At 57.1% G+C, this 26829-nt stretch carries 40 protein-coding genes and 1 tRNA gene; 14 read left to right on the top strand and 27 right to left on the bottom strand.

The genetic code is table 11. The features are described 5' to 3' along the window. Positions 1–2: 2 nt before the first annotated feature. The gene (locus tag BM320_RS07450) at positions 3–3200 is read right to left on the bottom strand and encodes a hypothetical protein (protein ID WP_131802317.1); all 3198 of its coding nucleotides are present in this window, start codon (positions 3198–3200) and stop codon (positions 3–5) included. Between the two features lie 70 nt (positions 3201–3270). Between BM320_RS07450 and BM320_RS07455 the strand changes: the two genes are divergently transcribed. Further along, the gene (locus BM320_RS07455) at positions 3271–3597 is read left to right on the top strand and encodes a hypothetical protein (protein WP_090198379.1); all 327 of its coding nucleotides are present in this window, start codon (positions 3271–3273) and stop codon (positions 3595–3597) included. A 295-nt stretch (positions 3598–3892) separates the two neighbouring features. Here BM320_RS07455 and BM320_RS07460 read toward each other — a convergent pair whose 3' ends face one another. From BM320_RS07460 to BM320_RS16280, 20 genes are all read right to left on the bottom strand, one after another. Beyond that, the gene (locus BM320_RS07460; RefSeq protein WP_090198382.1) at positions 3893–4261 is read right to left on the bottom strand and encodes a hypothetical protein; all 369 of its coding nucleotides are present in this window, start codon (positions 4259–4261) and stop codon (positions 3893–3895) included. Continuing rightward, positions 4261–4698 carry a phage tail protein gene (locus BM320_RS07465; protein WP_090198384.1) on the bottom strand — a complete coding sequence of 146 codons (438 nt, stop codon included), beginning with the start codon at positions 4696–4698 and terminating at the stop codon, positions 4261–4263. Before BM320_RS07465 ends, BM320_RS07460 begins: the two co-directional genes overlap by 1 nt. A gap of 9 nt (positions 4699–4707) precedes the next feature. After that, positions 4708–5094 (bottom strand): DUF3168 domain-containing protein, encoded by a 387-nt coding sequence (locus tag BM320_RS07470; protein ID WP_090198387.1) that lies wholly within the window; start codon positions 5092–5094, stop codon positions 4708–4710. A 6-nt stretch (positions 5095–5100) separates the two neighbouring features. Then, the gene (locus tag BM320_RS07475; protein ID WP_090198390.1) at positions 5101–5556 is read right to left on the bottom strand and encodes an HK97 gp10 family phage protein; all 456 of its coding nucleotides are present in this window, start codon (positions 5554–5556) and stop codon (positions 5101–5103) included. Then, a complete protein-coding gene (locus BM320_RS07480) occupies positions 5543–5890 on the bottom strand; it encodes a phage head closure protein (protein WP_090198393.1) in 348 nt (115 codons plus the stop codon). Before BM320_RS07480 ends, BM320_RS07475 begins: the two co-directional genes overlap by 14 nt. Before the next feature lie 37 nt (positions 5891–5927). Beyond that, a complete protein-coding gene (locus BM320_RS07485) occupies positions 5928–6224 on the bottom strand; it encodes a head-tail connector protein (RefSeq protein ID WP_090198396.1) in 297 nt (98 codons plus the stop codon). Position 6225: 1 nt separating this feature from the next. Next, positions 6226–6561 carry a hypothetical protein gene (locus tag BM320_RS07490; protein WP_131802320.1) on the bottom strand — a complete coding sequence of 112 codons (336 nt, stop codon included), beginning with the start codon at positions 6559–6561 and terminating at the stop codon, positions 6226–6228. 78 nt (positions 6562–6639) lie between these two features. Further along, complete coding sequence (locus BM320_RS07495) at positions 6640–7956, bottom strand: phage major capsid protein (protein WP_090198402.1); 1317 nt, start codon at positions 7954–7956, stop codon at positions 6640–6642. 4 nt (positions 7957–7960) lie between these two features. After that, positions 7961–8809, bottom strand: a complete 849-nt coding sequence (locus BM320_RS07500) for a head maturation protease, ClpP-related (RefSeq protein ID WP_090198404.1) — start codon at positions 8807–8809, stop codon at positions 7961–7963. Further along, on the bottom strand, positions 8806–10038 hold the full coding sequence (locus BM320_RS07505; protein WP_090198407.1) for a phage portal protein: 1233 nt from the start codon (positions 10036–10038) through the stop codon (positions 8806–8808). Before BM320_RS07505 ends, BM320_RS07500 begins: the two co-directional genes overlap by 4 nt. Then, positions 10035–11741, bottom strand: coding sequence for a terminase large subunit (locus BM320_RS07510; protein ID WP_090198410.1), 1707 nt, complete (start codon positions 11739–11741; stop codon positions 10035–10037). Before BM320_RS07510 ends, BM320_RS07505 begins: the two co-directional genes overlap by 4 nt. Next, the gene (locus tag BM320_RS07515; protein WP_090198413.1) at positions 11741–12217 is read right to left on the bottom strand and encodes a hypothetical protein; all 477 of its coding nucleotides are present in this window, start codon (positions 12215–12217) and stop codon (positions 11741–11743) included. The genes BM320_RS07510 and BM320_RS07515 overlap by 1 nt, the downstream gene beginning before the upstream one ends. 72 nt (positions 12218–12289) lie before the next feature. Then, positions 12290–12655 carry an HNH endonuclease gene (locus BM320_RS07520; RefSeq protein ID WP_090198416.1) on the bottom strand — a complete coding sequence of 122 codons (366 nt, stop codon included), beginning with the start codon at positions 12653–12655 and terminating at the stop codon, positions 12290–12292. 236 nt (positions 12656–12891) lie between these two features. Beyond that, positions 12892–13572 (bottom strand): hypothetical protein, encoded by a 681-nt coding sequence (locus BM320_RS07525; protein ID WP_090198418.1) that lies wholly within the window; start codon positions 13570–13572, stop codon positions 12892–12894. Next, positions 13569–14156 carry a hypothetical protein gene (locus BM320_RS07530; RefSeq protein WP_090198421.1) on the bottom strand — a complete coding sequence of 196 codons (588 nt, stop codon included), beginning with the start codon at positions 14154–14156 and terminating at the stop codon, positions 13569–13571. The genes BM320_RS07525 and BM320_RS07530 overlap by 4 nt, the downstream gene beginning before the upstream one ends. Before the next feature lie 25 nt (positions 14157–14181). Further along, positions 14182–14811 carry a helix-turn-helix domain-containing protein gene (locus BM320_RS07535; protein ID WP_165615007.1) on the bottom strand — a complete coding sequence of 210 codons (630 nt, stop codon included), beginning with the start codon at positions 14809–14811 and terminating at the stop codon, positions 14182–14184. Next, positions 14801–15367 (bottom strand): hypothetical protein, encoded by a 567-nt coding sequence (locus tag BM320_RS07540; RefSeq protein WP_090198428.1) that lies wholly within the window; start codon positions 15365–15367, stop codon positions 14801–14803. The genes BM320_RS07535 and BM320_RS07540 overlap by 11 nt, the downstream gene beginning before the upstream one ends. Next, positions 15364–15852, bottom strand: a complete 489-nt coding sequence (locus tag BM320_RS07545) for a hypothetical protein (protein ID WP_131802322.1) — start codon at positions 15850–15852, stop codon at positions 15364–15366. Before BM320_RS07545 ends, BM320_RS07540 begins: the two co-directional genes overlap by 4 nt. Positions 15853–15870: 18 nt before the next feature. Beyond that, positions 15871–16407 carry a hypothetical protein gene (locus tag BM320_RS07550; protein ID WP_131802324.1) on the bottom strand — a complete coding sequence of 179 codons (537 nt, stop codon included), beginning with the start codon at positions 16405–16407 and terminating at the stop codon, positions 15871–15873. Between the two features lie 519 nt (positions 16408–16926). Then, a complete protein-coding gene (locus BM320_RS16280) occupies positions 16927–17112 on the bottom strand; it encodes a hypothetical protein (RefSeq protein WP_131802325.1) in 186 nt (61 codons plus the stop codon). Between the two features lie 104 nt (positions 17113–17216). On the opposite strand from BM320_RS16280, the gene BM320_RS16285 reads away from it, so the two are divergent. The 13 genes from BM320_RS16285 to BM320_RS07620 all read left to right on the top strand — a co-directional run bounded on the left by BM320_RS16285 (position 17217) and on the right by BM320_RS07620 (position 22227). Next, the gene (locus BM320_RS16285) at positions 17217–17603 is read left to right on the top strand and encodes a hypothetical protein (RefSeq protein ID WP_131802327.1); all 387 of its coding nucleotides are present in this window, start codon (positions 17217–17219) and stop codon (positions 17601–17603) included. Continuing rightward, positions 17600–17875 (top strand): helix-turn-helix domain-containing protein, encoded by a 276-nt coding sequence (locus BM320_RS07570; protein ID WP_090198445.1) that lies wholly within the window; start codon positions 17600–17602, stop codon positions 17873–17875. Before BM320_RS16285 ends, BM320_RS07570 begins: the two co-directional genes overlap by 4 nt. Before the next feature lie 228 nt (positions 17876–18103). After that, positions 18104–18343: a hypothetical protein gene (locus BM320_RS07575; RefSeq protein ID WP_090198449.1), complete on the top strand. Its 240-nt coding sequence runs from the start codon at positions 18104–18106 to the stop codon at positions 18341–18343. Then, positions 18340–18651, top strand: a complete 312-nt coding sequence (locus tag BM320_RS07580; protein ID WP_131802329.1) for a hypothetical protein — start codon at positions 18340–18342, stop codon at positions 18649–18651. Before BM320_RS07575 ends, BM320_RS07580 begins: the two co-directional genes overlap by 4 nt. Next, on the top strand, positions 18648–18977 hold the full coding sequence (locus BM320_RS07585; protein ID WP_131802331.1) for a hypothetical protein: 330 nt from the start codon (positions 18648–18650) through the stop codon (positions 18975–18977). The genes BM320_RS07580 and BM320_RS07585 overlap by 4 nt, the downstream gene beginning before the upstream one ends. Next, positions 18977–19192, top strand: coding sequence for a hypothetical protein (locus BM320_RS07590; RefSeq protein ID WP_090198459.1), 216 nt, complete (start codon positions 18977–18979; stop codon positions 19190–19192). Before BM320_RS07585 ends, BM320_RS07590 begins: the two co-directional genes overlap by 1 nt. Continuing rightward, complete coding sequence (locus BM320_RS16560; protein WP_278246419.1) at positions 19189–19317, top strand: hypothetical protein; 129 nt, start codon at positions 19189–19191, stop codon at positions 19315–19317. The genes BM320_RS07590 and BM320_RS16560 overlap by 4 nt, the downstream gene beginning before the upstream one ends. Further along, on the top strand, positions 19314–19565 hold the full coding sequence (locus tag BM320_RS07595; RefSeq protein WP_090198463.1) for a hypothetical protein: 252 nt from the start codon (positions 19314–19316) through the stop codon (positions 19563–19565). The genes BM320_RS16560 and BM320_RS07595 overlap by 4 nt, the downstream gene beginning before the upstream one ends. After that, positions 19562–19837: a hypothetical protein gene (locus BM320_RS07600; RefSeq protein WP_090198466.1), complete on the top strand. Its 276-nt coding sequence runs from the start codon at positions 19562–19564 to the stop codon at positions 19835–19837. The genes BM320_RS07595 and BM320_RS07600 overlap by 4 nt, the downstream gene beginning before the upstream one ends. Before the next feature lie 3 nt (positions 19838–19840). Beyond that, positions 19841–20113, top strand: coding sequence for a hypothetical protein (locus BM320_RS07605; RefSeq protein WP_090198468.1), 273 nt, complete (start codon positions 19841–19843; stop codon positions 20111–20113). A 3-nt stretch (positions 20114–20116) separates the two neighbouring features. Beyond that, positions 20117–20356 (top strand): hypothetical protein, encoded by a 240-nt coding sequence (locus BM320_RS07610; protein ID WP_090198471.1) that lies wholly within the window; start codon positions 20117–20119, stop codon positions 20354–20356. Further along, positions 20353–21003, top strand: coding sequence for an HNH endonuclease signature motif containing protein (locus tag BM320_RS07615; RefSeq protein ID WP_090198474.1), 651 nt, complete (start codon positions 20353–20355; stop codon positions 21001–21003). The genes BM320_RS07610 and BM320_RS07615 overlap by 4 nt, the downstream gene beginning before the upstream one ends. Positions 21004–21150: 147 nt before the next feature. Continuing rightward, on the top strand, positions 21151–22227 hold the full coding sequence (locus BM320_RS07620) for a tyrosine-type recombinase/integrase (RefSeq protein ID WP_090198477.1): 1077 nt from the start codon (positions 21151–21153) through the stop codon (positions 22225–22227). Positions 22228–22258: 31 nt separating this feature from the next. Here BM320_RS07620 and BM320_RS07625 read toward each other — a convergent pair. From BM320_RS07625 to sufC, 6 genes are all read right to left on the bottom strand, one after another. Then, positions 22259–22335 (bottom strand) — tRNA-Arg (locus BM320_RS07625). 71 nt (positions 22336–22406) lie between these two features. Further along, positions 22407–23630 carry a cysteine desulfurase gene (locus BM320_RS07630; RefSeq protein WP_090198479.1) on the bottom strand — a complete coding sequence of 408 codons (1224 nt, stop codon included), beginning with the start codon at positions 23628–23630 and terminating at the stop codon, positions 22407–22409. Then, positions 23627–24214 (bottom strand): YIP1 family protein, encoded by a 588-nt coding sequence (locus BM320_RS07635; protein WP_090198482.1) that lies wholly within the window; start codon positions 24212–24214, stop codon positions 23627–23629. The genes BM320_RS07630 and BM320_RS07635 overlap by 4 nt, the downstream gene beginning before the upstream one ends. Next, positions 24211–24711 carry a YIP1 family protein gene (locus BM320_RS07640; RefSeq protein ID WP_090198485.1) on the bottom strand — a complete coding sequence of 167 codons (501 nt, stop codon included), beginning with the start codon at positions 24709–24711 and terminating at the stop codon, positions 24211–24213. The genes BM320_RS07635 and BM320_RS07640 overlap by 4 nt, the downstream gene beginning before the upstream one ends. Then, positions 24711–25997 carry a SufB/SufD family protein gene (locus BM320_RS07645; RefSeq protein ID WP_090198487.1) on the bottom strand — a complete coding sequence of 429 codons (1287 nt, stop codon included), beginning with the start codon at positions 25995–25997 and terminating at the stop codon, positions 24711–24713. The genes BM320_RS07640 and BM320_RS07645 overlap by 1 nt, the downstream gene beginning before the upstream one ends. Beyond that, the gene (gene sufC / locus BM320_RS07650) at positions 25997–26752 is read right to left on the bottom strand and encodes a Fe-S cluster assembly ATPase SufC (protein ID WP_090198490.1); all 756 of its coding nucleotides are present in this window, start codon (positions 26750–26752) and stop codon (positions 25997–25999) included. The genes BM320_RS07645 and sufC overlap by 1 nt, the downstream gene beginning before the upstream one ends. Positions 26753–26829: the final 77 nt, after the last annotated feature.

The raw sequence follows: 26829 nt of genomic DNA on the forward strand, positions 1-26829 counted from the left end.
AGTTATCCCAAGCTGCTTTGAAAATTGCTGTCGGCGGCAGCATTGGATTGCTTGACCAGTTCCTTTTGCATCTTTTCCAAAAGGTCGGACTGTCGGCGCAATTCAATGTTCTGCGCTGTGATCAGGTCTTGCGAAATCTTGCCTTGGTTCGCGGCCTCATAGGCGATCTTTGCATCAAACGCTGTGGCATATCCTGATGCATCCAATTGATATGCGCCGCGCATTTCCAACGCAGCGCTTTCCAATGCAAGCGCCGCATCAGTGACGCTGTCGAACACCGGTGCCAATTGGATCAGGCTTGCCGCGAGATCGGTGTCACCACCCTGCATCGCGGTCTCAACCATTTCGCGGAACGCTGCGTTGGTATTAGGGACAAAATCCACGCCCAGCCCTGCAAGGCTTTCAGTCAAGCGCGCCGTGGCGTTGGCGAGCTTCTCTTCATCGGTATAGAACTGATCGTAATAGGCAGTCGTTGCTGTGCCGAAGTTTTCGAGCGACCCAAACAGATCCGCGAAATATGCTGCAGCATCGGCGCCAGCCAGCGACACATTGTAGGCATTGAATCCAAGGTCGCGAAATACATCGTTCACCGTCACCAGTGCCGTTGATAACCGCGTCAGCGCCGTATAGGCGCCCTCGCCCATCATTGTGAATTCGTCCAGCCCATCAATCTGCGCGGCCATTCTGTCGCCAAGGCCTTCAAGCGCGTCGGCGATTGCAGCTTCTTTGGCCGCTTCGTCGAGACCTTTCAGCGAGACCTTGAATTGGTGCGTAAAGCCGTCAAACACATCCGACGAAATACCAAGTGCCTCGGTTGCGGAAACCACCCCATCCTGCACGCCGCGCACCGCATCATTGAGCGGATTGCTTTCCCCTTCGGACAATGCGCTATATTTGTAGCTGGTCTTTTTCGACAGCCCCCAGAACTTGCTTTTCTGGATCTTCTCAAAACTCTCGAACATGGCGCCTTCCATGTCGATGGTCGCGCGAATGCCGCTGTCTAACAGTTTGGTCTTTGTCTTGAAGAACGACACCGCTGCTGCGGCAATGCCGATCACCGGCAAGGCCGCGCCAATGCTGGACATCAGACCCGCACCGCCGCCAATGCTACGGAACAAGCCGCCAATGCCGCCGCCCGCCCCGAACGTGCCGGCTAATGTATTGCCAAGCCCACCCATGAGGCCACTACCACCCGCAAGCCCGCTAAACCCAGCAGCAAGGCCCCCACCGCCTGTCAGCGCGCCCATGATGCCACCGGACCCGCCCATGCTGCCCATCAGGCCGGAAAACAGATCTCCGCCCAATCCGCCAGTAGCACCAGCGATCCCACCCCCACCGATACCGAGCGCCAACTTGATAGGGTTAGAGATTGCAAATTTGATCGCCTGTTTGATTGTGTTTTTGACGATATCGAGCAGGCCAGAAAACCCATCCTTAAAGCCGTCCAGCGTGTAGTTCAAAGCGTTCTCAAATCCCTCTTGGAAAGTCTCGGTGAATGCACTGGTCGCACCCTGCGCGGCGCGCAACTCTTCCGCCAAACCTTCCACCGCAAGCGCATATGCACCGTCAGACAGGCCAGCCAGCTTGAGCGCATCCAGTTCCGCCATCCCGCGTGTGTATTCGCGCATCGGATCGGCTGCATCTTCGAGCACGCTAATTTGCTGCCGCAAGGCGTCCGTTGTGGACTTTACTCGTGAAGCACCACCGCCCGATCCGCTATTTAGGCGCGCCAACCAAGCGTCCACATCGCGCGTGTTCCATGAAAGGAAGTCACCGCCAAATTCGCGCGGATCACCGCCACGACCGCCGCCCGCGCCGACCGGCGCTTGCTGCTGACCCAGCGCATTCATGCGCGCCGCAAGTTCAACTGAAATCCCCAACGCCGCAGCAAGACGTGCGGCACTCGCTTCAGCTTCAGAGAAATTTATGCCCTCGGTAAGTACCGCGAGGCGCTCTGTGAGATCAGTCGCTGTGATAACCTCGCCATCAAATGTGACCATGCCGTCAACGGCATTTGCAATCGCCTCGCGAATGCGCGCCACAGTTTGGGCAGCTTCATCATAGTTGCTGTTGAGCGTACTTTGAATCGTACGTAGCTCCTGCATGTGCTGCAAGATCTCGACAGTTACTGCCTCTTGCTCCTCATACGCATCTGTGCCCGCACGGATGTTACGCAATTTGGCCTGCTGGTCTCTGTAATCGTACTGCGCCTCTGCCATCTGCAGAGCAATTACCGCATTGGCTTCTTCCCGTTTGGCGTCCGCCGCGCGAAGGTGTGCTTCGGCTTCCGACAACGTAGCCAACGCGGCAGACTGTGTCATCGTGGTGCCAGTGCCCATCAAGGTAAATAGCGCGTTCGCTTGGGTAATTTCATCACCCATTGCCAATGTCACGTTATCGATAGCACGCGCCGCATTTGACTTGGCAAGCTCTAACCCCTGCACGCCCTCGACCAATGAGACAAACCCGGTTGCGGCACCCTCCAACGCAGGCGCAAGCGAACCAGCGATCCGATTTCGGAGCGCCACCATTGTTTCTTTTGCTTCGTTCATCGCCATGTCTGCGCGATGCAACGACACAACGGTGCTGTCATCCATCACAGAACCAAGCGCGTCCGCACTGCCAGCAAGGCGGTTCATTTCAGTGGCGTTGTCGCGAAGCAACGGCAGCAACAACGTGCTGTCACTGGCCATTGCCTCCATATAGAAGGTCATTTCGGCCTGTGAGAGATTGGCCTTTTCAAGGCTGCTAATAAAGAGCTGCAATGACTGCGGACCCGATAGATTGCGAAACGCATCGGCTGTGATTCCGACTTTGGGCGCAACGTTCTCAAAGAAGTCAGCCATCGGACCGCCGCCGGTCGTTAGAAAGTCGCCAACGCGGTCATTCACATCCTTAAGAATGTCCGAGAGCTTTTCCTGCTCAATACCTACTGTTTTCGCACCGACTGCCCACAGCTGGAAAGACCGAGGCGTCGTGTTCGCGACCTGTGCCAGCCGTGTAATCTCTGTTGCCGTCTTGGACGCCGAAACAGTGATGCCCGCCATAGCTGTGCCTACCGTCGCAGCCACACCTGCGAACGCAAGAAACCGCTTTCGCGCAACGTTAAGGTCTCGATTTGTCCGGCTGAGGCCACGCTGGAACTGGGCACTATCAAGCCCAAGATTAACGCGAAGGCTGCCGATAACTGATGATGTCATATCGTAAGTTCCTTGTAGATTCAGCAAAACAGCCCTAGCGTGCAAAGCTTGAACTTTTTGGAGAAACGCTGTGTGGAAATTCGTAACTGTGGGCGTGTTGGGTTTGGTTGCAGTTGGAGCCTGGGGCTATGTCTACAACGGTGATTGCAGTAAGAGATCGCTGTACAGCGCCTTGAAAACAGTTGCGGCTGAACAACTTCGATCACCCGCCACAGCTACTTTTGAAGATGCGAATGGCGCAATTACGCTTTATAGCAAGGATCAATGTTCGATCATTGTCGATGGATTTGTTGACAGCCAAAACGGATTTGGCGCGACCGTAAGGAGCAGTGTGAGCGGCGTCGCCAAGTACGCAGGTGGCGACTATGAAGTGAACGTCTTCGTGACTTCCCGCTAACCCTTCGATCGCAACGCCAACGCAATAAATGCCCCGCGTGCTCTTGCTTGCTGCGCCTCATCTGAAACTAGCTCAGACTTGGCAGAAACAGCTTGATACTTCGGCATCTTCTTTGGGTCGTGCTGCGCAAAGATGAACAGGTTTGACAGCTCATAGTTGCGGATGCGCGCCGCCTCATGGTCCTGTTTGTCGCGGGCACGGACCGCAGTGACAATCCGAATGACCTCGGCTGGTGTGAGTTCCCAAAACAGCAGGTACTCTTGGCGCGCATCAATCCACGCGCCAAGAAGATTATCTATGTAGTCGGTTTTTTCGGCTTGGCGGCTTTCGCCGCTCTCCCGTTTCCCACCGCATCCCCATCACTGGGCTGCGGGAATGCAAGCGCGGCAGCTTCAGACACCTTCTCAAGCGCTACTGCAAACCCAACTTCATCCATCAGATCGCCTGCCTTCTCTGGCGTCATGTCTTCGATGTGCGAGACACCAGCCCAGAACAGATTGCGCATACGGCGCACGTCGCTCTGGCTGGTCTGCAACGCGGCGATTCCATCCAGAAACGACTCCCCCGAATGGTCTTGATAGCGAACCATCGCGTTTGTGGTGACGCGCACGTCGTAGTTCGTGCCGTCGACCAAAAGCGTCACGCCGCCGCGTTTGCTGTTCATTAAGCCGCAGTGCCTTTCGTCCAGGTCACATCGCCCGTTGTGCGGATGCTGATGGCCATACCAATCAACGCGCCGACATCATTGGCTTCGAGGGATGGGGTCGGAAACCCGCGAAACTCGAACTTGTCGCCAGTTGATTGTGACGGCTGCGGTTTAAGCGTGCAGCGGTAATAGATCGCGGCAGGTGCGGCCTGATCGGCCAGCTGCTGTTCATAGCCGGCGGCAGTGTAGCCAGCAGGCACGCTAATCACGCCAGCGTCCTTCAAGCCTTTGACGTATTCTTTAAACCCGTTCGGGCTGTCCAGCGAGGTTGCTTCCTGATATTCCGTTTCAACAATTGGGATTGCGACGCCCTTGCATTCCGGGATTGTATCCCAAGCTACGCCGTCAGTAGAGCGCTCTACGGTCGCGCCATATGCAATAATCTGTTCGCTCATGAGAGCCTCCTAAGTGTTTGTGAATTGGACCATAAAGTCCATTGAAGTGCGGTAGGGCCGTTCCGCATCATTTGATCCGCCCTCACGGCTGTCCCGCGATCCCGCGAGAAAGACGCCCTGAAACGCGCCGTTCTGATAGCCGCTCAAGAGCGACCGCACAGCGCGCGACAATAGTTTTGCAGCGCCGTAGCTGTCCGCATAGCAATCGACCTGCACGCGCGCCTCACTGACGCCGTTTGGCCCTTGCAGCGTGTACCCTTCGCTGTCGCTGATCGTGGTCAACACGACAGCAGGAAATGGCTGGCCTTGCGGGTGTGTGCCAAAGTTGACGCGGTTCGCGACATGGCTTGAAATCCCGCCGTCGTTCAACAGCAGCGCGCGCAATTGTTCTTCCATGTCGGCTTACCCCTTGGCTGCTTTACGTGCGGCACGCTTGCGTGATTTTTCAAACTCATCCCAAAGATGACGTCCCAGCCGATCCAAAGTTGGCTTCACTTCAGCGTCAAAGGCGGGGCGTGCAAACGGCTGTGCGCCGTGGTTCACGTTGCCAAATTCTTGGTTCCAAGCAGCGGGATCTGGCCCCGGCCCGACAAACATCTCCACCGCCGCGCGGTCATCGCGAAACATCTTGCGGTGCAATCCGGCCTGCCGCTTCGACAACTTCGATCCGATAGTTACAGAATCTGCCAGCTCATCTGTCGCCGTGTCGCCGCGTGGCGCTAGGTCTTGCATCAGATCCTTCATCGGTGTAGCGGCAATCTTGAGTGACCGACGCAATACCCCCTTGCCCGCGGATTTTGTCAGTTTCGCCAGCTCACGCTCAAGTTCGCTAAAACCTTCAAGCTTAACCGTTGCCATTGCTCACCTCCGCACCTGCGGTGATCTCCAATCGGTCATTACGCCCGATCTCTTTGATCCCGAAAATCTCAAACGCGACACCGCGATAAACAAGCCTGTCCTTGGCGGTCAGATCGCGCGTGAAGGCCGATGACCGAACAACAAAGCGCGCGGTCAGCGAGGCTGATACATTGCCCGCACTCATCCGTTCACCGTCAGAGACATCTTTCTTGCTGGCCCACACCGGGCCACCATGATCTGCAAACGCTTCGACCTCTTGAAATCCATCATCGACCAATGCTGCGCGGCGAAATTGAATGCGCCGGTCGAGTGATCCTGCGCGGTGGTCATTCATGGTTGCACCTCTTGACGGTTAATCGGCGGCGCGGCGTTCATGCCAAGCAACGCAGGCCCGACAGCAGATCCTTCACGGCGTGCGGCAGCGCTGAACCAGCCCCGCCATCGGCTGTTGGTTCGCGGTGTTCGTACCAGTGGCACGTCAGCAGTCGCACAGCTTGATCTGCTTCGAACGGCCATCCGTCTGGAAACTCAGTGTCCAGATCACGACGCAGATACCGTGAGACATAGGCCTGCGCCGCTGATAGATACCGACCGATGACGGTGTCTTCATCGGCATGGTCCACCCGCAAGTGGGCCTTGATATCCGCGAGATTAACGGCGCTGGCCATCTTATTTGCCGTCCTTGTCAGCTGCGGCTTTATCGGCGGCAGCCTTGTCAGCTACGGCCTCGTCAGCGGCAGCTTGGTCGGCGGCAACCTTGTCAGCAGAGGCCTTGTCAGCAGCTTCCTTTTCAGCCGCAATCGTTGCAGCCGAAGCTACAACCTCGTGGCCCTTGGCGTTGATTTCAGCCAGTGCCTTTTTGCTGATCTTTTCAGCAAACTTGCGTTCCAGCAGGTTATCCGCGTCCCGCTTTTGAAGGTGCTTCTTTTCGTCGATTTCGTAGATCACACCGCAGCGGTATGTTCCCGAGACGCAGCTTTGGCTGCGAAGCATTTTGATAAACATAATTGGCCCCTTGCCATTGGTCATTTGAATTTGCCGGGAAGCAACAGGCCGCCCGGCAATGTCACGTCAGCGCCGCGCTTATGCGAAGGTGAAGTCGCCAGTCACCAACGACGTTGGGCGTGTGACGGCCAGCGCGAGGCGCTTTGTCGATTTCACAGTGACCATGCCAGTGACGAAGTTCTGATCGTGCTCGGTCGAAATCAGGATCTCGTTTTGCTGGCGATCATAAAGCTTGGCCGCCATATACATTGACCCGACCAGCCATTCCCCTGCGGTCATGGTGTTGCTTTCGACAACGGGCAGGCGCCACAACGCAGGTGAAGCCGCTGTGCCAGGAACACCAAACAAGAACGCGCCGCCCGCAGTTTCGCGCATCAATTCAATTGCGGCCCAATCTGTCGGGTTCAGGACAATGCCGTCAGCCGCATAGTCAGCCAAAGTTACCTGCAAAATGGCAAGGCGCAGGCGCTCGATGCGATCCGTGTTTGGAAGGCCGGCCGCAGCAGAAAACGCAGTTGCTTCGGTGATCAAGCCCGACAGGTTTTGACCCGTACCGTCGCCGCTGAGCGTTTGCGCTTCTTCTGCCAAGTCGGTGCCATAGGCCAGTTCACCATCGATTTCGCCCGCAAGCTGGTCGCTATCAGCCAATGCTTCTTCGCTGACATTGATGTGATGGCCAATTTTCTTGACGCTTGCCTGCGCGATTTCCCAGCCGTAATCCGATTCAGGAAGCGCCGCGCCCTCGGCAGTCATTGCCGCATTGTTGGTCCGCAAGACCTGCTTGGAATAATCAACAGCGTTGGATCCGGTTGGCACCACATTCAGCAGGTTCCGGATGAACAATTGACGACGCGGCAAATTCACCGGCGTCTTGTCGCGTTCAGACCAGATCAGACCGCCCGCATCCCCGGACACAGACGTGATCGCGGCTTTCGGGTCATATTTGAACTGGCCTTGTGCACCACCTGCAATATGCGCTTTGAACGCATCGCTTTCAGCCATTTCGCGGCCAGCAGACACCCGATCCGACTTACCACGACCGGAACCGGCAATCGCCTGCGCCAGATCGAGGTTTGCGGTTTCAAGCGCTTCAATCTGGCCTTGTAGCTTCTTTTGTTCGCCAGATGCCGCGTTGTAATCAGCTAGCACCTTATCGATTGATGCCTTCAACTCATCCGTCAGCTTTTCGCCTTTGGCAGCAAGTTTGAGCGCCTCTTCGGCTTTTGGCATGACATCTTCACGCAATGCCTTGATGCTCGCACCAACTTCCGTCAACTGCGCAGACACACCGCCCGCATCAGCGCGCGGTGCTTGCAGCAGGCCGTCAGGAGTGTTTGCGGCATGCGCCATCAAGGCGGGCACTGAAAGCGCCGCCGTCATCATCGTCTTTTTCATTGGATTATCCTTTGAGTGATTTAACTTGCGCAAGAAGGTCGGCGACCCCTGCGTCGATTTCGGCAGCGCCAGACATGCCGGATGGGGCAGCGCCAGACTTGCCCCCTTTCAAGCTGGCGAGCAGATCCCGCCCAGCAGATTTCGTAACGCCCGCGCGGGCAGCCATGACATCGAACATGCGCTCTGCGCGCTGTGCCGATGCCGTAGCATCTTCGTCGTGAGACACGCTCACCTGGTCGCGCGGCAGAAAATCGTCAGCAAAGCCAAGATCAACAGCATCCTTGCCACCGATCCAGGTTTCTTTGTCCATCATGTCGGTCAAGCTCTTGACGTCTTGGCCGCTGCGATCGGCGTAGATTTCGGCCATTGATCCATCGAACGGCGCCAGCCAATCTGCCACCTCGCGCAGCGCATGCTGGTCACCCATCGCGATGACCCATGAATTGTGGATCATAAAGAACCCGGATTTGGCGATTTGGATTTCATCGCCGGCCATCGCGATGAATGACGCCGCGCTTGCCGCAAGCCCGATCACTTTGACCGTGACCGCTGCCGGGTGTTCGCGCAGCAAATTGTAGATCGCGAGACCTTCAAACACGTCGCCGCCCGGCGAATTGATTGTGACCGTCACCGGGTTGTCGCCGATGGCACGCAGCTGCGCCGCGATGCGCTTGGCTGTGATCCCGTCGCCCCAAAAATCCTGCCCGATCACATCAAGAATTGAGATCGTGTTCTCGGTTTCAGTTGATGCCAGCAAGTCAGGCGTCCAGCGCGACAGGGCTTGCTGGCTAATATCCGAACGCACACCGGGTTTTGCACCAATGTCAGCGGCTGGTAGTTTGCGCAAAGTCATGTTTCGCTCGCTTTCGTGATAAGTTGTTCCAAACCAGCCATTGCGGTCTGGGCCATGAGTTCATCAGCCGCGCCACCGCGCCGCTCTTCGTTGAGTTTCACACGGGCCTCGTCGCGGCTGATGATGCCGACAGAAACCATCTTGGACAGGAATTCGGACTTCGCTTTGCTGTCCATCTGCATCATCGCGTCGCGGTTCCATTCCCAGTACCAGACATCGCGCTTATTGGCCGGGATCAGGTCACGGTTGATCCGTGCCTCGATCCGCCGCAGCAGCGGGTTGATCCCCATCGTGCGCCACGCCAGCATGATCGATTCAACGCCGCTGCCCCACATCGTCGTGCCTTCGGATGCATGGCCGATGACAATCGGCGGCGTGCCAAACCAGCGGCAAATATCGTCGACTTGGAAACGCCGCGTTTCAAGCAACTGGGCGTCTTCGGGGTTCATGCTGATCTGTTGGTATTTCAGCCCAGCTTCAAGCGTGAGCGTCTTGCCTGCTTTCTTCGATCCGATGAACGTCGAAAGAAGGGTCTGCAAATCTGCGCGCTGTTCCGATGACAATGTCTGATCTGATTGGATAACCCCGCCAACGGTCAAGCCATTGGCAAAGACCGTGCCAGCAGCTTCATCCGCTGACAGGGCTGAACCCAGCGACTGCACACCATAGCGCACCGCCGACAATCCATCGCCGTCACCCGCACCAAAACCCGGAATGTGAAACACCTGATCGGCTGCCAAAGTGCGCAGCCGGCCATTTTCGCGCACCTCAAAAACGACCTTGCCGTCGCGCTTGATCCGGCGCTTGGCATTGAACAATGGGCGCAGGCCCACAAGCCGCCCCCCGATCATCAGCTTTTCATTGTAACCATTACCCTGCAGCAGGATTTGCGCAGTATTGCCTTCCCAAAACTCGAAACCCGTTTGCCCCGGATTTGGTTGCGCCGCGAGAATGCGGGAAAGATCGTTGACGACCTTCTTGCGACCACCATCTGCCTGACGCTCATAAAGCGCGCCGGGCAATGAACCGATCAATCCCGATGTCCGCGCCACACATGCCCAAACCGCCGACAGCTGCAGCACCGACTGCTGATTTACGTTCTGTCCGGACTTCGATACCGCACCAAGCACATTAAGCGCCTGCTGCTGGGTCATGCTCATCCAGCCGCTATCGCCAGCTGCGATTTCAGCACGAACGCCGCGAACGGCTGCTTTGATAAACCGCCTCATGCGACCATCACCGGATTTGCCAGGAACGAGCCAACATCGACAAAGTTGGACTGCGGATTCATATCCATCAGGATTGTCGCATTGAAGAGAGCAATCAGCGGATCAATCTTCGATACCCCTGCCCGTTCTTTGGTAATCATGACGTTGTTGCCCCGCGCTTCCGCTTTTGCATTCCCAACACACCAGGTCATCATCGGTTGCCCCGCATGCAGCAATGTTTTGTCCATCAATCGGCGCTCGATACCTTTGATAGCCCCATTCAATTTGAACCCCTGCCCCACGGCTGCGATCTGCTCGATTGTGAAACCTTCCAAGAGAAGCGCATCAACCAGACCAGCCACGCCCCAAGGGTCGAGGCCGATCGCGCTTTCCGAAGGCAGCAGCCCCGCATCGCGCACCTGGACACAGAGCGCGACCATGCCATCAACATGCGCGCCCGTATCCGCTTCGATAATCAGGTCGCCCGTTTCCGCGAGATCCAGCAACTTCGGTGCGATCTCTTTGCGACGGTCCAACACATCCGGGCTGCACCATGCTTTTGCCCAAGTCAGACGCCGCCCTGTTACCTTTTCGCGCCCCAAGACATTCAGCGATGCAAGGTCATCCGCGCCGCCCATATCGCCCCCCAAAACCGCGACTTCGCAACGGTCCAGAATTGCGGCCAGATCAAGAGCCTCATCCGTGCAGCCCGCCCAATAATCAGCGGCAAGCCATCGCTGGCTGTGCAGCCCGATGCCAATTTCAACATTCAGGTGTTGCGAGGCGAACAGCGCCATCGCATCGGCCCCATCCGCGACCGCCTTTTTGAATTCGTCGCGCAGATAGTCGAGCGACACCGACACATCGAGGTTCGGATTGATCAGGCCCCAGGTTTCCTCGTTGCGCCAAGCCTCATTTTTGGTCATCTGCGGTGGCAGTTCATAAAGCACCGCCAGGACAGGCAGCTGCTCTGTGCCATCGCGTACCGCGCGGGCCCGCATCAATTCGCGCTTGAACTGACCTTGCGGTTCTTTCTTCGACTGCGTCGTGATCGTCAGCAAGAAGCCTTCGGGGCGCGATGCCAATCCACCGCGCAGCTCGGTCATAATCTCGTCTGCCTTTGGCTTTGCGCCCAAGACATGCAGCTCATCGATCAGGATGAACGATGCTTTCGACCCGGTCACCAGATCGCCGTCAGCTGACACAATTGCGATTGTCGCTTCGGTGTTGATCAGCGTGATCATTTTGAGATGCGGCTGCACGTGAAACGTATCGCGCAATACAGGGTCAAGGGCGATGATACCCTTGCAGGTCTTGAACGAAATACTCGCAATCTTTTGCGTCGGTGCGATCAGGAACAACTCCGCCTGTGGCCGGGTGTTCATGATCGTCGCGGTCATGATGATCCCTGCGGCAATCGCAGATTTTCCGTTTTTCTTTGGGACCAGCAAGAAGAACTCGCGCAGCATGCGCTTTTTCAACACCGGATCATATGACCCGAAAATTGTGCGCACCAGATCAAACACCCAGTCTTCGCAAACCTCACCAAACGTGGGACACCCCTCAAGATCAGGGATCCGCATCCGTTTGAAGATCACAAGCGCCTTTTCGGCGACCGCGTCGAACAAAGGCAGTGTCGGGACCAGGCTTTCGCCGCGCACGATCCGCTGTTCCCAATCTGGAACCGCCGTTGACCAATCTGAGGTGCGAACAGGTGCCGCCATCAGTGAGTCATCTTCGCTGGCAAGAGTTCACCCCAGCCGCTGCTCGTCGCCGCATCGTCGGCGGCCTGAACTCTTTGTTGCTTCACGCCAATGCGCGGCGCTTTGGGCAAATCATCCCCATCGCCAAGTTCGGCAATCGCCTTTGCACGGTCGCGGTTGACCATCAGTTTGCCCAATTCCTTGAGCGCAGAAACATTGCCTTCATTCGCTAACTCGGCCAGCTGGTGCACCCGCCACAATTCGAACCGGTCACGCTGCATGTCGCGGCGCTTCAACTCGGAAAAATAATACTTGCGTAAAGTAGGCGAGGTAATCCCCAGACCGTTTGCAATCTCATCCGTGGTCATGCCCATCGCCAGCCCCAAGATCACCTTGTCGGCAGAACTTTTTGACCATTTATGAGCAGGCCTTCCACGACGCCCCGAGGGCAGCGTGACAGCGTCCCCAAAAAGGTCAGTCGTCAAAATATCACTCATGTCGAAAAAAATCTCCGCGTTGCTGGGCGCGGGTCTAGGGAAATCAGGGTTTCTGACTTTTGCCCTACCCCCCTATGCGAGGCCGCGCCGTTCTAAACTTTGCTTTGTGCTGTCGTGATAGGCTTTTGACACTGATTGCAGGTTGTCGATGTCCCAGAACAGTTTCGGGTCACCGCGATGCGGCACCTTGTGGTCGACGACCGCGCTGTCATCGGCAGGGTATGCGCCGACCAGCAGCACGGCCGTTTGTTGGCAAACGTAGCCGTCGCGCTTCAGAACCTTCAGGCGAAGCTTTTGCCAGCGCGCGGTCTTGTACCAAGCGCGCCAGCCTTGGCTGCGGTCACGCGACCGCGAGCGATCCGCATCTGATTGCAGCGGCGCGGCAAGGCGCGGCTTTGCCGAACTCAGACGCGGCTGCGCTGCAGTGAGGCGAACCATAAGGGCGCTCCCAATTTGGTGCGGGGCTTTCCCCCGCCTGGTGCATGATGCACTCCGTTGATTTTCAGATGATCAAACGCAAAGCGCCCGACCGGAATTTCCAATCGGGCGCAGTTATGTTGCTGGCTGTTTAGCAAGGGGGCTAGGATTTCGTCAACAACTATTTTTGACACCACACGAAAAGCAAGCCACCCAGCACGGCCATGCAGCACCCCGCACAGGGCCGCGCAAAGGCATTACTGAACAAACCAAGGGCGCAGCGGTGGGAGTTGATCACTCACAACCCATGAGGTCAGATCATTCGCAAACTGGAATGTGGTGCGCAGTTCCAGCAGTGCCGCGCGGAACAGCAACCAATGGCGACGGCGCGCCGCGACAACAGCCGCACTGCCCTGCACAATCACAGGGCAATAGCGTACCGCGTCGGACACACGCACACCCTTGCGATTGACCCGCTGCTGCGCAGGCCAGCCTGTCACACCCAGCGCCGCAGCATCGGCGGTCTTGGCTGTCTCCCCGTGACGGTTGATAAACCAATCACGCGGCTTGATGGATGTCTCAACCCGCCAATCAGGCATGGTGTTTGCGCGGGCATGTTCAACGATGGTCAATGCCATCTTCTGGCCACCGCAGCCTTCAGGCAAAACCGAAAGCGCCGAAGCCACGAGATCAGCGTCGGGATGCGGATCAGAGCGGCCGCCACCATCAACACGGCACCCCAGCTTTTCATGCTCGGCAATGATCGCGGTCATGCTGGTATAGCCAAAACCCTGCAACCAATCACCACCGAGGCCAACATGCTGCAAATCCAGTTGCGCGGCCTCGCGCTGAAATGCCCAGACGATCAGGCCCCAGATATCAATGGATTGACGCGCACCGGTCGCCGCAGTCGGGCGCATGCCTTGCACCGCCATCATGCGTCCACCCCACCTGATTGCCCTAGAGCTGCGATGTCGCGGCATTTGCGCAGCGCAGCAAGGCGACGGGCGCGCCAGCCAGACACATCAGACGAAAGCGCATCGCCGCGCGCCAGCGCCTCATCGCAGCGGGTCAAACGGGTCACGCTGTCGCCGGCCGCCTGCTTGATCTGGGTGATCACATAGGCGTTCGGCCAACGGCGCGATTTCTTGAGTTCGGCCAGCAGCTCAGGTGCCCAACCGCCGACCAACGCATCAGCGCCCAACTGCGCGGCAAACACGGCCCGGATCAATGGCGATGCCTCATCGCTGGGCGGCTGGATCTGGCCCGCCCATTCCAGGATGCGATTGGCAATTGGAAACCGGTCACGGTCTTTGCCAGCGGGATTGGATGCCGCCTGCTCTTCGAGCGCCATAAGGTTTGGCTCGGTCATGTAGGCCAGCCGGGCGCAAAGGTCTTTGACCATTTCATCGAATTGAAGCTTGGTCAGGCTTCCCGGCTTTGCCAGACCACGCCGCTGCAACGGTTGGATCAAAATCATATCGACGCGCTTCTCGCCATCGGCCTGTTGCGTGCTATCCATCAGCGCTTTCCCCTTCTCAGCAAATCTACGTTTCGGCGACACGCAATGCGTGCGTGGTCATTTCATCGGTCGAGAGCAATTCCAAAGCTGCGATACAGCGGCGAACCCTGTCGCCAACAGCTGCAGCGTTGATGCGACCACCACCGCGAATGTGATCGGCGATTTGCTTGGCTTCGGTGCGCTCATCGGCGGTGAAGAATGGCGCAGCATTTCTCGCGCGCGCTGTTCTTTTCTGGTTCCCTTCAGGTTCGTGTCCGACCGTCCGGACACGGGATTGGCCATTTTTCGGACACGGGATTGGCTGTTTTTCGGACACGGCTTTGGGCTTTTTCCGTGTCCGGTTTTCGGACACGGGTTTATCTACATCTTGTGGTTTTTCCTCATCACACCCCAAGACATAAAGCGTCCGTTTTTGGGTCTTCGTGCGGGCGTTTGAACGCTGGACGCGGCGGATATATCCGCCGTCTTCAAGCGTTTTTAGATGCAGGTTCAGAGTTGATCGCGACATCTCACACTCACTTGCAAGCAGCGCCTGCGATGGGTCACACTGCTTGGTGTGCTTGTTGTGGCAGTCCGCCAAAAAGACCAGCACAAGCTTAACGGCAGGCTTCAGGCCACGTTGACTAAAGGCCCAGCTTGTCGCCTCAATGCTCATGATCAATCCCCCCATCGGATCCTGAAACTACGTCGTCGATTGATTGTGCCCGTGTCCGAATTCCGGACACGGGTTTTGCGAACCGAGCGCCCGCCTCCAGTTCGGGATATGGTTCATTGGACAGCCCATATGCCTCAAGGCGTTTGACGATGTCCGGGACTGCTCGCAGGCGGTGCCAGCGCTGCTCTATTGCGATGCAGGGACGGCCCAGCCGATCAGCAATTGCGGCAATGCCATCTCCCGCCGATTTGGCGGTCAACAGCGCGCGATCGTCGCGCGAACACCAACGCGGATGGAACACAGATGCGAGATCCCTGTGTATCGGTCTCCGCTGTACAGGGGGGGGCTTTACGGCCACCAGCGGGGCGACCTCATTGGGTTCGGGTACCGATTGCGCGCGGCGCAGGCCAACGCTGTTGAGCCGCCCCCGCGCCTGCGCCGAGCAGACCGCCGCAGGCTTCACACCCAAGGCACGTGCCGCCTGCGCCTGCGATAGGTAGGTGACGCCGCGGATGACGATCGGCTGGCCCTTGCGGTCAGATGCCGGTTGTGTCATTGCCGCGCCCCCTTGCTGGTGGCCGCATATTGCATCGCAGCCGCAAAGACGCGTTCAAGCATGGATTGGGAATTGCGCTTAAAGGCCTTCTGAACGTAATCCTTACCAAAACCCAAAGCACGGTCTGCATCGCGCATCGACCGGAATGAAACCGGACCGATGACCACGGGCTTGGCAATGTGCTGGCCGCGCGCGTTAGGCCGGCCAATGTCGTTAGGGCGACCAGCGGCCAGTCTGCGATAGACAACAGAGATGTGAAGCCCGAAGTGCGCCGCCGCCGCTTCAGCACTTTCAAAATCGACACCGCGCACGCACACAGGCATCGGTTCCACACCGCTTTTGCCAGCACCACACCGGTGCAATGTGCCCGCACGGGCATGGGCACGCACGTTAACGGGATGAACCTTCAATTTAGCGGCAGCATGGTCTGCGTCACGATAAGTGACACCGCGAATGGTCAAATTAGTATGGCGACGCGCTGTCATTGCAGTCCCCCATTTTATTCATGTGAAATCACCCACTTGCGATGCGTCGAGAATGCCCGCCACAGCGTCCCGACAACCAAGATCGCAAGACCGCCACAGCAGCCATTCACGCGCGGCAGGCCAGCCGTTACGGGTCGCCTCCAAAGGGTTGCGCAGCTGCACAAACAAAAACGCATCGAGATAATCGACCAGCTGCAGGCAGTCCGCGTCATCCAGCGTCAAATGTTCATCGAACCCCATCGCACGCAACACCTGCGTCTCTAGTGCGGCATGGGCGACAACAAGATCGCCACCACATTCCTTGAATGGGCGCGACAGATCACCGACGCGGCTTTCGGCAGCATCATGCGTGACAGCCGCGCGCAGCAGTGCAATCGAATGATCGGGAAACAGAGTGATCACCAGCTGGGCGCAGCGCCCCTGATGTCCGCAGTTGTAGTCATCGAAACATGACATCGCCGGGTTCATATGCCAGCGGCGGGTAAACCCCGTAGCCCAAAGCGCATAGAGGCGGTCCCCGAGACCAGTCAAACCCATATCGGCATCAGAATTCATTGCACCACCCCCAAGCAAGTCTGGGCGCGCGGCATCACCCACGCGCCCAGCCCCAACAGGGAGGAGGTAGAGGGGCACATCATTCGGGCCACCACGCCCCCCTCGGTATGGTGCATACAGGGGAAAGGCACCCTGCCCGGATGTTCTGACTTTGCGCGCGGCTTGGACATCCGAGCTCTGGCGCGCTCAACTAATCGTTTGAAAATGGGGGGCACATTGATTGCGACCGGCCACGCCCCCCCGGTATGACCTTCCCGGCGATCCAAGCCCCAAGTGGGAAAAAGATCGTGGTCGCATGTTTCGAAAAAAGCGGGTGCAGCGAAGGGAAACGCCGCACCCGCAGTTGGCCGCGCGGCAGTTGGTGCGCGGCTTGGCAGGATCGGATGGTTGATCACCTGGGGAGGAAGACAGGCAATCCGATCTGATAGGTAAGCGACATGATGCGCCGCCATAATTTGTGTCGGAACTTTCGTTCCTACAGGCGCAGGGTGCATGGGCTGTACCACCATCCCCATGACCCTACGCCGCCCATTTCAAAAACGTTGCCGCACCAGCGGGATGGGTTTGATAGGCGATGGCGACCTTCGCGCCATTTGGCCCGCCGATCCCCAGCCACCATTTTTCCGCCGCCTTCTCAGTAACGCCATAGCAATAAGCGACCTCGATCTGGTTGCGGTAATGCGCATGCAAAAACGCGCGCCACATTTCAGGGAACGCTGCGCCAAAGGCATAAGGGTCAGCGGCCTGCGACTTTTGTGCGGATGCATTTCCAGACGACTGTCGTGGGCGCAGCGCGATAACGTTGTCGCATGGAACAGAAACTTGATTATCAGATATGCGGGCGGCTTGCGTCATGCGGATTGACCCTCCGTCACTGGATTATCGACCGGCAATGGCTTCGCGTGCAGACGCACAATCAAGTCCGCGTCGATTGGAAAGCCGCGCGCGACACCGCACTGAATTACTTGTGCATGAAACGCCGCAGGAATTGCGTTACTCAACGCCCACTTGTGGACACGATCGGCACTTACACCAACCTCATCGGCAAGGGTTCGGCGAAACGGCCACAAATCAATCAGGTCTTTTATCGTTTGAATTTCCATAGTCAGGATATTTCTGGAAGATTTTTCCAATTGTCAGCACTGGAATTTGTTTCAATAGATATTTTTTCCAGCATGGATATGTGTGACGTATGAAAATTGACCTCGAAGGCGTCGGCATACGACTGGAAGCAATACGCTCCGCACTCCACCTCCCAAAAGGTGAATTCGCCAAATCATTTGGCGTTGATCCCTCAAGCTATTCCAAGATCATCAAGGGCGAAAAGCCCTTGCTGGCAGATGCTGCATTTCAAATTTCAGAGCAATGGGGCGTCACAATGGACTACATCTATCGCGGGCGCCTTCTGGGGCTACCGGAAGAAATTGCAGACGACCTCCGCAAGCGCAGCGCAGCCAACCAGCCATAGGCTCTGTCAATCGAAACCCCGGTAATGCCACAAAATCCAAGCAGCAGTCGCTCCCTTACAGGGTATTTCACAATCATAAATGTACTCCAGCAAAAAATTTACTGCTTTTGGTAGCATAGCTTTAGGTCGACGCTATACGAAAAATGGAATATTTTTCTAATTTGCATTTGACAATGGAAACATCTTCCAATTAAACATTGCCCATCACTTCCCGATGGAGCAACAAAAATGCAAACCCAAAAGACCACGCACCCGCCTTCCAATAATCAATCCCTGCGCGATATCGTCACCGACCCGCAGCGCTGCGCGGATGACCCACAACTGCGCCGGAACACATGGCAGTTGCTGATGAACAGCCGCGGCAAATCCACGAACCACAAGCAGATTGTCAAAATGCAGCGCGCCGCCGGTCTCTACGGTCCATTGGCGCAGGATCAAATCCGCACAACCGAAGCAGAGCGCGCGTGATGGATGGGTATGCTCACCCGCTGATGGGTCTGCAAATACGCTGCGCCAATTGCGACAGACTATTGCCCCTGCAGATGCGCGAAACCGCCGACAGCTCCTTCAACGGTAGCGGCATATACCCAGAAAACTGGTCGCACACCAATAACGACCGCGAGTTTCACAAGGACAAGCATTCGATCTATCCGCTCGTTTTCACGATGGTCGCCCACCCCTGCGAGACCTGTATCGACAATGTAACCGCCCCCGCCCGCGCGCTGACCGATGCGATCGCCAACATCACCGATGGCAAGAAGGCGAAAAAATCATGACACCACTCTTTCAGCACAGCCCTATGGTGGCGTTCCTGGACCGGCTGACCCGCGACAGCACAGATGGCCACAACGACGCCTTCATGAACGAGGTCATGGAAAACGGCGGCAGCTATGTACCCCCAGCTGGCACCACTACGTCCAGCCACCTATTTGAAATCAGCCTGCACAACGTCAGCGCTTTCGGTGCGACCGAGGCCGAAGCGATCCGCAACTGGATCAAGGCCGCGACTGCAATTGTCGCCCGGACCGAAGACGACGGCTTTATCACCGTTCACCCTGCCATCGCGGAAAACTGCACAAACACGCCAATCGGTGGCCAGTGATGCGCAGACGCGAAAACATCCTCTATGCGCCGACGCATTCGCAAAGCTTTCCGATCTATCGGGAACTGCTTGCCCGCGATCAGGCCAAGGCGCGGCGCGCCAAGACCCGCCGCCGGATTGTTCTACTGACCGCCCTGATCCTTGCCCCATTTTGCGCAGCGCAACCCGCCGATACCCAACAGACGCCACCAATCGCAAAGGACCAGTTTCAATGATCACTGAACCCGCATTCATCTTGTTCGCGTTGAACCTCAAGAACACCACTGAACTCTCCGCGATCGTAGAGAAAGATGCCCCGAAGAAGCGCACTACCAAGCGCAAGGCAAAGGCATCCAAGTGACACGCCCCACCCCCACTACTCACGACGAAAAACAGGGGCTGGCCGCGCTGCGCCTTAGTCGGGCACAGCGACTGGGCTGGGCGCGCGGCATCCTTGACGACATCGAAACCCACTCTGATGCGCGCATCCGGCGCGCCTGCCGGACGATCTTGAACCACAGCGCCGATCACGCCGAACACCAACTGGCCAAAGACCTGTGGCGGATGGTGAATGACGGTAAATCAGCAGAAGCGAAGGCACGCAAATGACCAAGCCAGAGCGCAAGCCATTCAACACGCTGGAACCCGCCCAACAGGCAGGGATCCTGTGCAACGACCCGCAGTTCCAAAAATTCGCAGCCACGCGCAGCGGTCTGCCCGATCAACAATTCAGCGCCAGCGCAGCCGCGCAATACCTGCGCGATTGCTGCCAAATCCAAACCCGCCGCCAGCTGGCATCCGAGCCAGCCGCCCGCACCAACTTCCAGATCCTGCGCACCGAATTTGACGCATGGGCTGGCCGCATTCAAGCACCGAGATAGATCATGGCGGGACACACTTCATGTACAGCGGCACCCGCTACACAAGCGCCCCCTGCCATCGGCCACAATAGCCAACAAGCCATTGAACCCAATGAGCCTTTCGGGCTGCGCGCGGCATGGCTCCATTTCGCAAACATGGTCGAGGTGCGCCGCCTGGCCAAGCTTCACGGGCGGATAACCCGCCGCAAACAAAGCCTCGATGAACTGGTGGCAGAGCGCCAACTGATCATGAACCGTTGCATCCGGCGTATGCGCCGCGCTCAAGGAAAGAATTGACAAATGAAAAACAAGCTCTCCGATTTGAACGATCACCTCTTTGCGCAGCTCGAACGGCTATCCGATGAAGGCTTAAGCCCCGAGCAAATCGAGAATGAGGCAAAACGTGCAGCGGCAATCGTCTCAATTGCCGATCAGGTAAGCCGCAATACGGATCAGCGCCTGAAGGCAGCTAAGCTTTTTGCCGACCACGGGGCCGTTATCATGCCGATGCTGCCGGAGATTGGTAACGGTACAAAATGAACCGGCGCGCGATCAGATACAGCGATGCCGAACTCGCATGGATTGCCGCGCGCAAGGATTGGACGCGGCGCGAGCTTCATATCGCATTCGTCGCGCGCTTCAAGCGGCCAGACGTGAGCCGGCAGAACCTGACTTCACTGTGCAAACGCCGCAACTGGCTGACCGGTCGCACGGGTCACTTTGTCCAGGGGCAAGTGTCGCACAACAAGGGCAAGCGCGGTGAATGCGCAGCCGGCAGTGAAAAAGGCTGGTTCAGGAAGGGTGCAAAACCCGCCAACCGCGTGCCGATGTGGACAGAGCGTAGTGGTAAAGACGGCTATATCGAAATGAAAGTGCCGTTAGAAAACCCTTACACCGGCGCGAAGACACGGTTCATGCACAAGCACCGTTACCTTTGGGAGCAAGAGAACGGCCCGCTGCCCGATGGTCATTGCCTCAAATCGTTGGATGGCGACAAACTCAACTGCGATCCCGCCAACTGGAAAGCCATCCCGCGCGCGCTTCTGCCACGCCTGAATGGGCGTTTCGGGCGCGATTATGACAGTGCCGCGCCCGAGGTAAAGCCGACCATCCTTGCGATCGCAGAACTCGAACATGCCGCGCGCGTCGCAAAGGCGAACAGGAAAGTCGAAAAAGCGAATGACTAGACAACTCCTAACTATTGATGACGCCGCCCTTGAATGGGGTATCCCAAAGGCCCCGCTATTGCGTGCCGCCGAAAAACACGGCTATCTGATACGATTCGGGCGATCATCACGCATCTACGCCCGCGAAATGCCGGAGCTTATTGAAAAATGCCGATGCCCTCAAAAGGTGCCCGTCTCTTCTTACGAAAACGAAAAGGGCGAAAACCAACCTTCGTCATCAAGGATTCTGGCGCCGAAATCAGCACAGGCACGTCAGATCGCGGAGCAGCTGAAGTCCAGCTTGCACAATACATCTCGACCAAAAACCGCCGCAGTGGTCCAGTTGAAACCCGCGAAATAACGATATCGGATATTCTGTCGATTTACGGCAGCGAACACGCACCCACGGTCGCAGACCCCGTACGGATCGGCTACGCGATGTCCGCCTTGCTGCCGTTTTGGGGTGATCTTGCAGCCGATGCCGTCAAAGGCGAAACATGCAGGCGGTACGCAAAAATGCGCAACCGCGCACCCGGTACCGTCCGTCGTGAATTAAACACACTGCAGGCCGCGCTCAATTATTGCCAGCGCGAGGGTTACATCCTCACTGCCCCCAACGTAACGATGCCGGCCACACCAGAAACAAACCAGCGTGCCCTAACCCGTGATGAAGTCGCAGCATTGATCCGCGCCGCACGCGCCCGCAAACAAGATCACATCGCTCGATTCATCTTGGTCAGCATCTACACAGGAACGCGCAAAGCAGCCGCACTCAACCGGCGCCTTGCTGGCCCGTCCGTGAATGGTGGTTGGTTCGACCTCGACGCCGGCCTTCTTTATCGCCGTGGCGAAGGCGAGAGAATCACAAACAAGCGACGCACCCCCGTCCGGCTACCACGCCAGCTCTGGGCGCACGCCAACCGGTGGCAGCGCTCTGGGAATACATGGGCAGTCGAATGGCGCGGCCAACGCATTGCCGACCTCAAGACCGCGTGGGCCAAGATCGTCAATGATGCGGTCGACGATGAGGATTCAGTTCTGGATTGGAAGCCCACACCGCACAGCCTCAAGCACACAGCTATCACCTGGGCAATCCAAGGCGGCGCATCAGTCGCAGACGCTGCAGGCTTTTTCGCAACCAGCATTGAGACAATCGAGCGAACCTATTGGCATCTTTCGCCCCATTTTCAAAGCGGGGCACTTGCCGCAATCGAGGGGAACCGAGGGCGAAACAGGGGCCAATAAAGTAGAACAAGAACAAAAGTCTTTATTTTATTGGCGCACCCGAGAGGATTCGAACCTCTGGCCTCTGCCTTCGGAGGGCAGCGCTCTATCCAGCTGAGCTACGGGTGCGTTCGGGCCCTGATACCGAGGCTCTCTCTCTAGCGCAAGTCATTCTCACCGGTTGCTACCGCAATTTTGGGTTAACCGAAAAGATCGTGACAGAGTTCAAGCGCATCAATCAGCGTGTCGACCTCTTGGGCCGTGTTGTACATTCCGAAAGATGCCCGGCACGTGGCGCCCACACCCATATGCGCCATCAATGGCATCGCACAATGGGTGCCCGCCCGCACGGCTACGCCTTTTTTGTCGAGCACGGTCGAAATATCATGCGCATGGGCCGCGCCATCAATGGTGAATGAAAAAATTGCGCCTTTGGTTGCGGAATTTCCCTGTATATTCAGCCAGTTCAAACCGTCCAATCGGTCACGGGCATAGGCACATAACTGCTTTTCATGGGTCGCAATCTGCGCCATCCCGATATCCATCATGTAATCAAGTGCTGCGCCAAAGCCGATTGTTTGCACAATGCCGGGGGTGCCTGCCTCGAACATCATCGGCGGATCATTATAGGTCACCGCGTCGCGCGTAACCTCGCGGATCATATCGCCGCCGCCCATAAAGGGCTGCATTTCGCGCATCCGTTCAGGCGAAACATAGATCGCGCCAGAGCCGGAAGGGCCATAAAGCTTGTGCCCTGTAATCGCATAAAAATCGCAACCGATATCGGCCACATTGACCGGTATATGGACAGCAGCCTGCGATCCGTCGACCAGTACAGGCACGCCCTTGGCATGGGCGCCTTCGGTGATTGCTTTGACATCAACAACAGTGCCAAGCACATTTGACATATGGGTGATGGCAACCAGTTTCGTGTTCGGCCCGATCGCAGCAATTACCTTTTGCGGGTCAAGATCGCCATTGGCATCGACATCCACCCATTTGATCACAACGCCCAAACGTTCGCGCAGGAAATGCCAAGGCACAATATTGGCGTGATGTTCCATGATTGACAGCACGATTTCGTCGCCAGCCTGCATCCGCGGCATCGCCCATGCATAGGCAACCATATTGATGCCTTCGGTCGTGCCGGAATTGAATATGATGCTATCTTCGGAAGGCGCATTCAGGAATTTGGCGACCTTTCCACGGACAGATTCGTAGCGGTCTGTCGAAAGATTACTAAGATAATGCAGGCCACGGTGCACATTGGCGTATTCATGGGCATAGCCGCGCGTGATCGCATCAATGACGGCCTGCGGTTTTTGCGCACTTGCACCATTATCGAGATAAACCAACGGCTTGCCGTTCACTTCGCGCGACAGGATTGGAAAATCCGCGCGTATTTTCTGGACATCAAAGCTCATGTCATATCTCCGGAAGGGGTGATCCCCAGCAGCGCCATCAATATGACGACCGCAATAATTGTACCGATCAATGCGACGATCAACGTGACCGTCGCCTTTCCAAGCGAATTGAACCCGTGCAGCACGTTGACAAAGTTAACCGTGCACCACGCCAGCGCAAAAAGCGCCGCAAAGCCAAAGAAAACGGCAATCAGCGGACTGAGCAGCATCAACAGGATTTGCGCCCCGTCAAGCGTAAGCCCGACGGCCTGCAACCAAACCACCGCCGTCAGCGCGCCGTCAAGATCGCCCACCCCGCCAAACATCCGGCCGATTTTCGCAATCGCCGCGGCAAGGATACACATGCTTCCCGCAATCAATATCACGAGCGAAAGCGGCGTTACATGCACCGCGCCATCGATCGATGTGGGGGTGATGAGGCTGACAATTGCCAGCAATATCATATTTATAATGGACAGGACGACAACGGCCTGCAGCAAGGTGGACCGCGCAAAGCGATAGGAAAACACCCGCTCGGCCGCAGCGTCGGGTTCTTTTAGCGTCGCGGTAATTGCGTCAAACCAACCTTGCAGGGACAGCTTCATGGTGCTTCCGTTTCGCGCATACATTGGATCCAGATATAGCCGAACACGACAGCCCAAATCCCGCCGATCAAAACCGACTGCGTTCCAGGCCCGATAAACCCGCGCACAAGACCGTGCAAAAGCAAAAGCGGTGTCGTGGTTAACAAGGCCCAAAACAAGGAGAGCCGCGCCGCATACCAGCTGCCCTGCCCGCCCAAAGCCCGCGCGACCAGATGCGCAACCGCCGCAAGCCCGTACATGACCAACGGCAACATGATCACAACCGCGTAAAACGTATAGGTCATCATGCCTTCGAAATTGATCTCGGGCGGCCATGGGGATGGCTCGAACCCGTTTGCGATTCGCGACAGCCGCGGCCATTGCGCGACAAAGATCAAAAAGCACGCGATCATGACAAAGGCGACAGCGCGATCTTCGCGCCGCCCCTGGTCAAGCAAGCGGCGGATGACGGTGCGCGGTGCGCGCCATGTGCGTATGATATCGGCGGTCAGTGCCATCAGCCGTGCCGCGCCAGCCAGCCCTCGAGCCGATCACGCAATTCATCTGCCAAGGCAGAATCAGCAATTTCATCAAGCGCTTCGGCCATGAACGAAAGGGTCAGCAGATTGCGCGCCACACGTACTGGCACCCCGCGCGAACGCAGGTAAAACAAGGCTGTTTCATCAATCGCCCCAGATGTGGACCCATGCGAACAAGCCACGTCATCGGCGTAGATTTCCAGCTCTGGTTTGGCCAGAAACTGTGCGTCTTCGTCAAGCAAAAGCGATTGGCTGATCTGGTAGCCGTCGGTTTTTTGGGCGCCTGCCTTGACCAAAATCTTGCCTTGGAACACGCCTGTGGCCCCGTTGCGCAGCACCTTTTTGAACACCTGCCGGCTTTCGCCATTCAGCGCGTCATGGGTAATGAACACGGTATCATCATGGTGGAAATCCTTGCCATCACCCACACAGACACCCGCAACATGCGCAACCGCGTCATCGCCGATAATGTCCAAGACGCATTCATTGCGCGTCAGCACGCCGTTGACTGTCACGGTGAATGATTTGAACGTGGATTCCGCGCCAACCCTTGCAAAACAATGGGTTACAGTGCGGCGTTCATGGTCGCGTCCCTGCGTGCGTACGTGATGAAACGCGCCCGTGTCGGCAATATCAACCTCAAGACAGGTTGAAAAACGCGCAGCACCGGGGCCGGTTTCAAGCAATGTCACCTCGGCGCCCGCATCGACCTTGACCAGATTATGCAAGTTCGCATCGGATGTTTCATCCGCATGCAGGTAAGAGATATGGATCGGCTTGGCGACTTTGGCTGTGGCGTGGATCACGACACCATCGGTTGCCAGCGCCGTATTCAGCGCGGCCAATGGCCGTTCCACTGGGACCTGCCCGCGCGTTTCAAGCACACCGTACAGGTCTTTGGCCCAATGAATATCTGCCGCCATCGCATCACAAAGACGCATGATTTCAATGCCTTCGCCCGCCAGCGGGTCAGATGCCTGCGCATCGAACACGCCATCAACAAAGACAATATTCAGACATTCCTTGTCACCAAACAGCGGGGCTTCGCCGCCGTCGAACAGCGCAGCAGAAGGCGCATCAACCGCCGTCAGATCTGACGGGTTGGTGTATTTCCAGTATTCGTCACGCTTGGACGGCAGGCCCATCGCGCGCACCCGTGCTAATGCATCGCCCCGCGCGGCGCGCGCCCATTGGGCGCCATCAGGCAAGGTGACACCGGCCAGCCGCGCCTCTGTGGCGTCTGCTTTCAGTTTCGCAATCGCCATCAGGACACCTCTGCCAGAATGTCGGCGTAACCGTTGTTTTCCACCTCGAGCGCCAGTTCCGGCCCGCCTGTTTTCACAATCCGGCCATCGGCCATGATATGCACGACATCCGGTTTGATATGATCCAACAGCCGCTGGTAGTGGGTGATCACAAGGAACGACCGCCCCGCATCACGCAGCGCGTTCACGCCGTCGGCGACAAGCTTCATCGCGTCGACATCAAGCCCAGAATCGGTTTCATCCAAGATGCACATTTTGGGCGAAAGCATTGCCATCTGCAGGATTTCATTGCGCTTTTTCTCGCCACCCGAGAAACCGACGTTGACAGGGCGTTTGAGCATATCGGCGTCGATTTTCAGATCTTTTGCCTTGGCGCGTACTTCTTTCAGAAAATCGCCCGCGCTCAGCTCTTCTTGCCCGCGCGCTTTGCGTTGTGCGTTCACGGCGGTGCGCAGGAATGTCATATTGCCAACACCAGGGATTTCCACGGGGTATTGGAACGCCAAAAACAGGCCTAATGCGGCGCGCTCTTCTGGCTCCATCTCGAGCAGGTCGTCGCCCTCAAGAGTTGCGGAACCTTCGGTGACCTCATAGCCATCTTTTCCGGCAAGCACATAAGACAGCGTCGATTTACCCGACCCGTTCGGCCCCATAATGGCATGTACTTTGCCAGTCTCGACGGTCAGGTCCAACCCTTTGAGGATTTGCTTGTCTTCATCTTCAAGTTTGACCTTCAGGCCTTTGATTTCTAGCATTTTATTTCCTTCGGCATAGCGGCACGACTGCGCGCACAAGTGGTGAGGCGACGCCGGAAACCCGACGTTGCAATTTG

The organism is Yoonia tamlensis, assembly GCF_900115105.1.
Taxonomy (GTDB): Bacteria; Pseudomonadota; Alphaproteobacteria; order Rhodobacterales; family Rhodobacteraceae; genus Yoonia; species Yoonia tamlensis.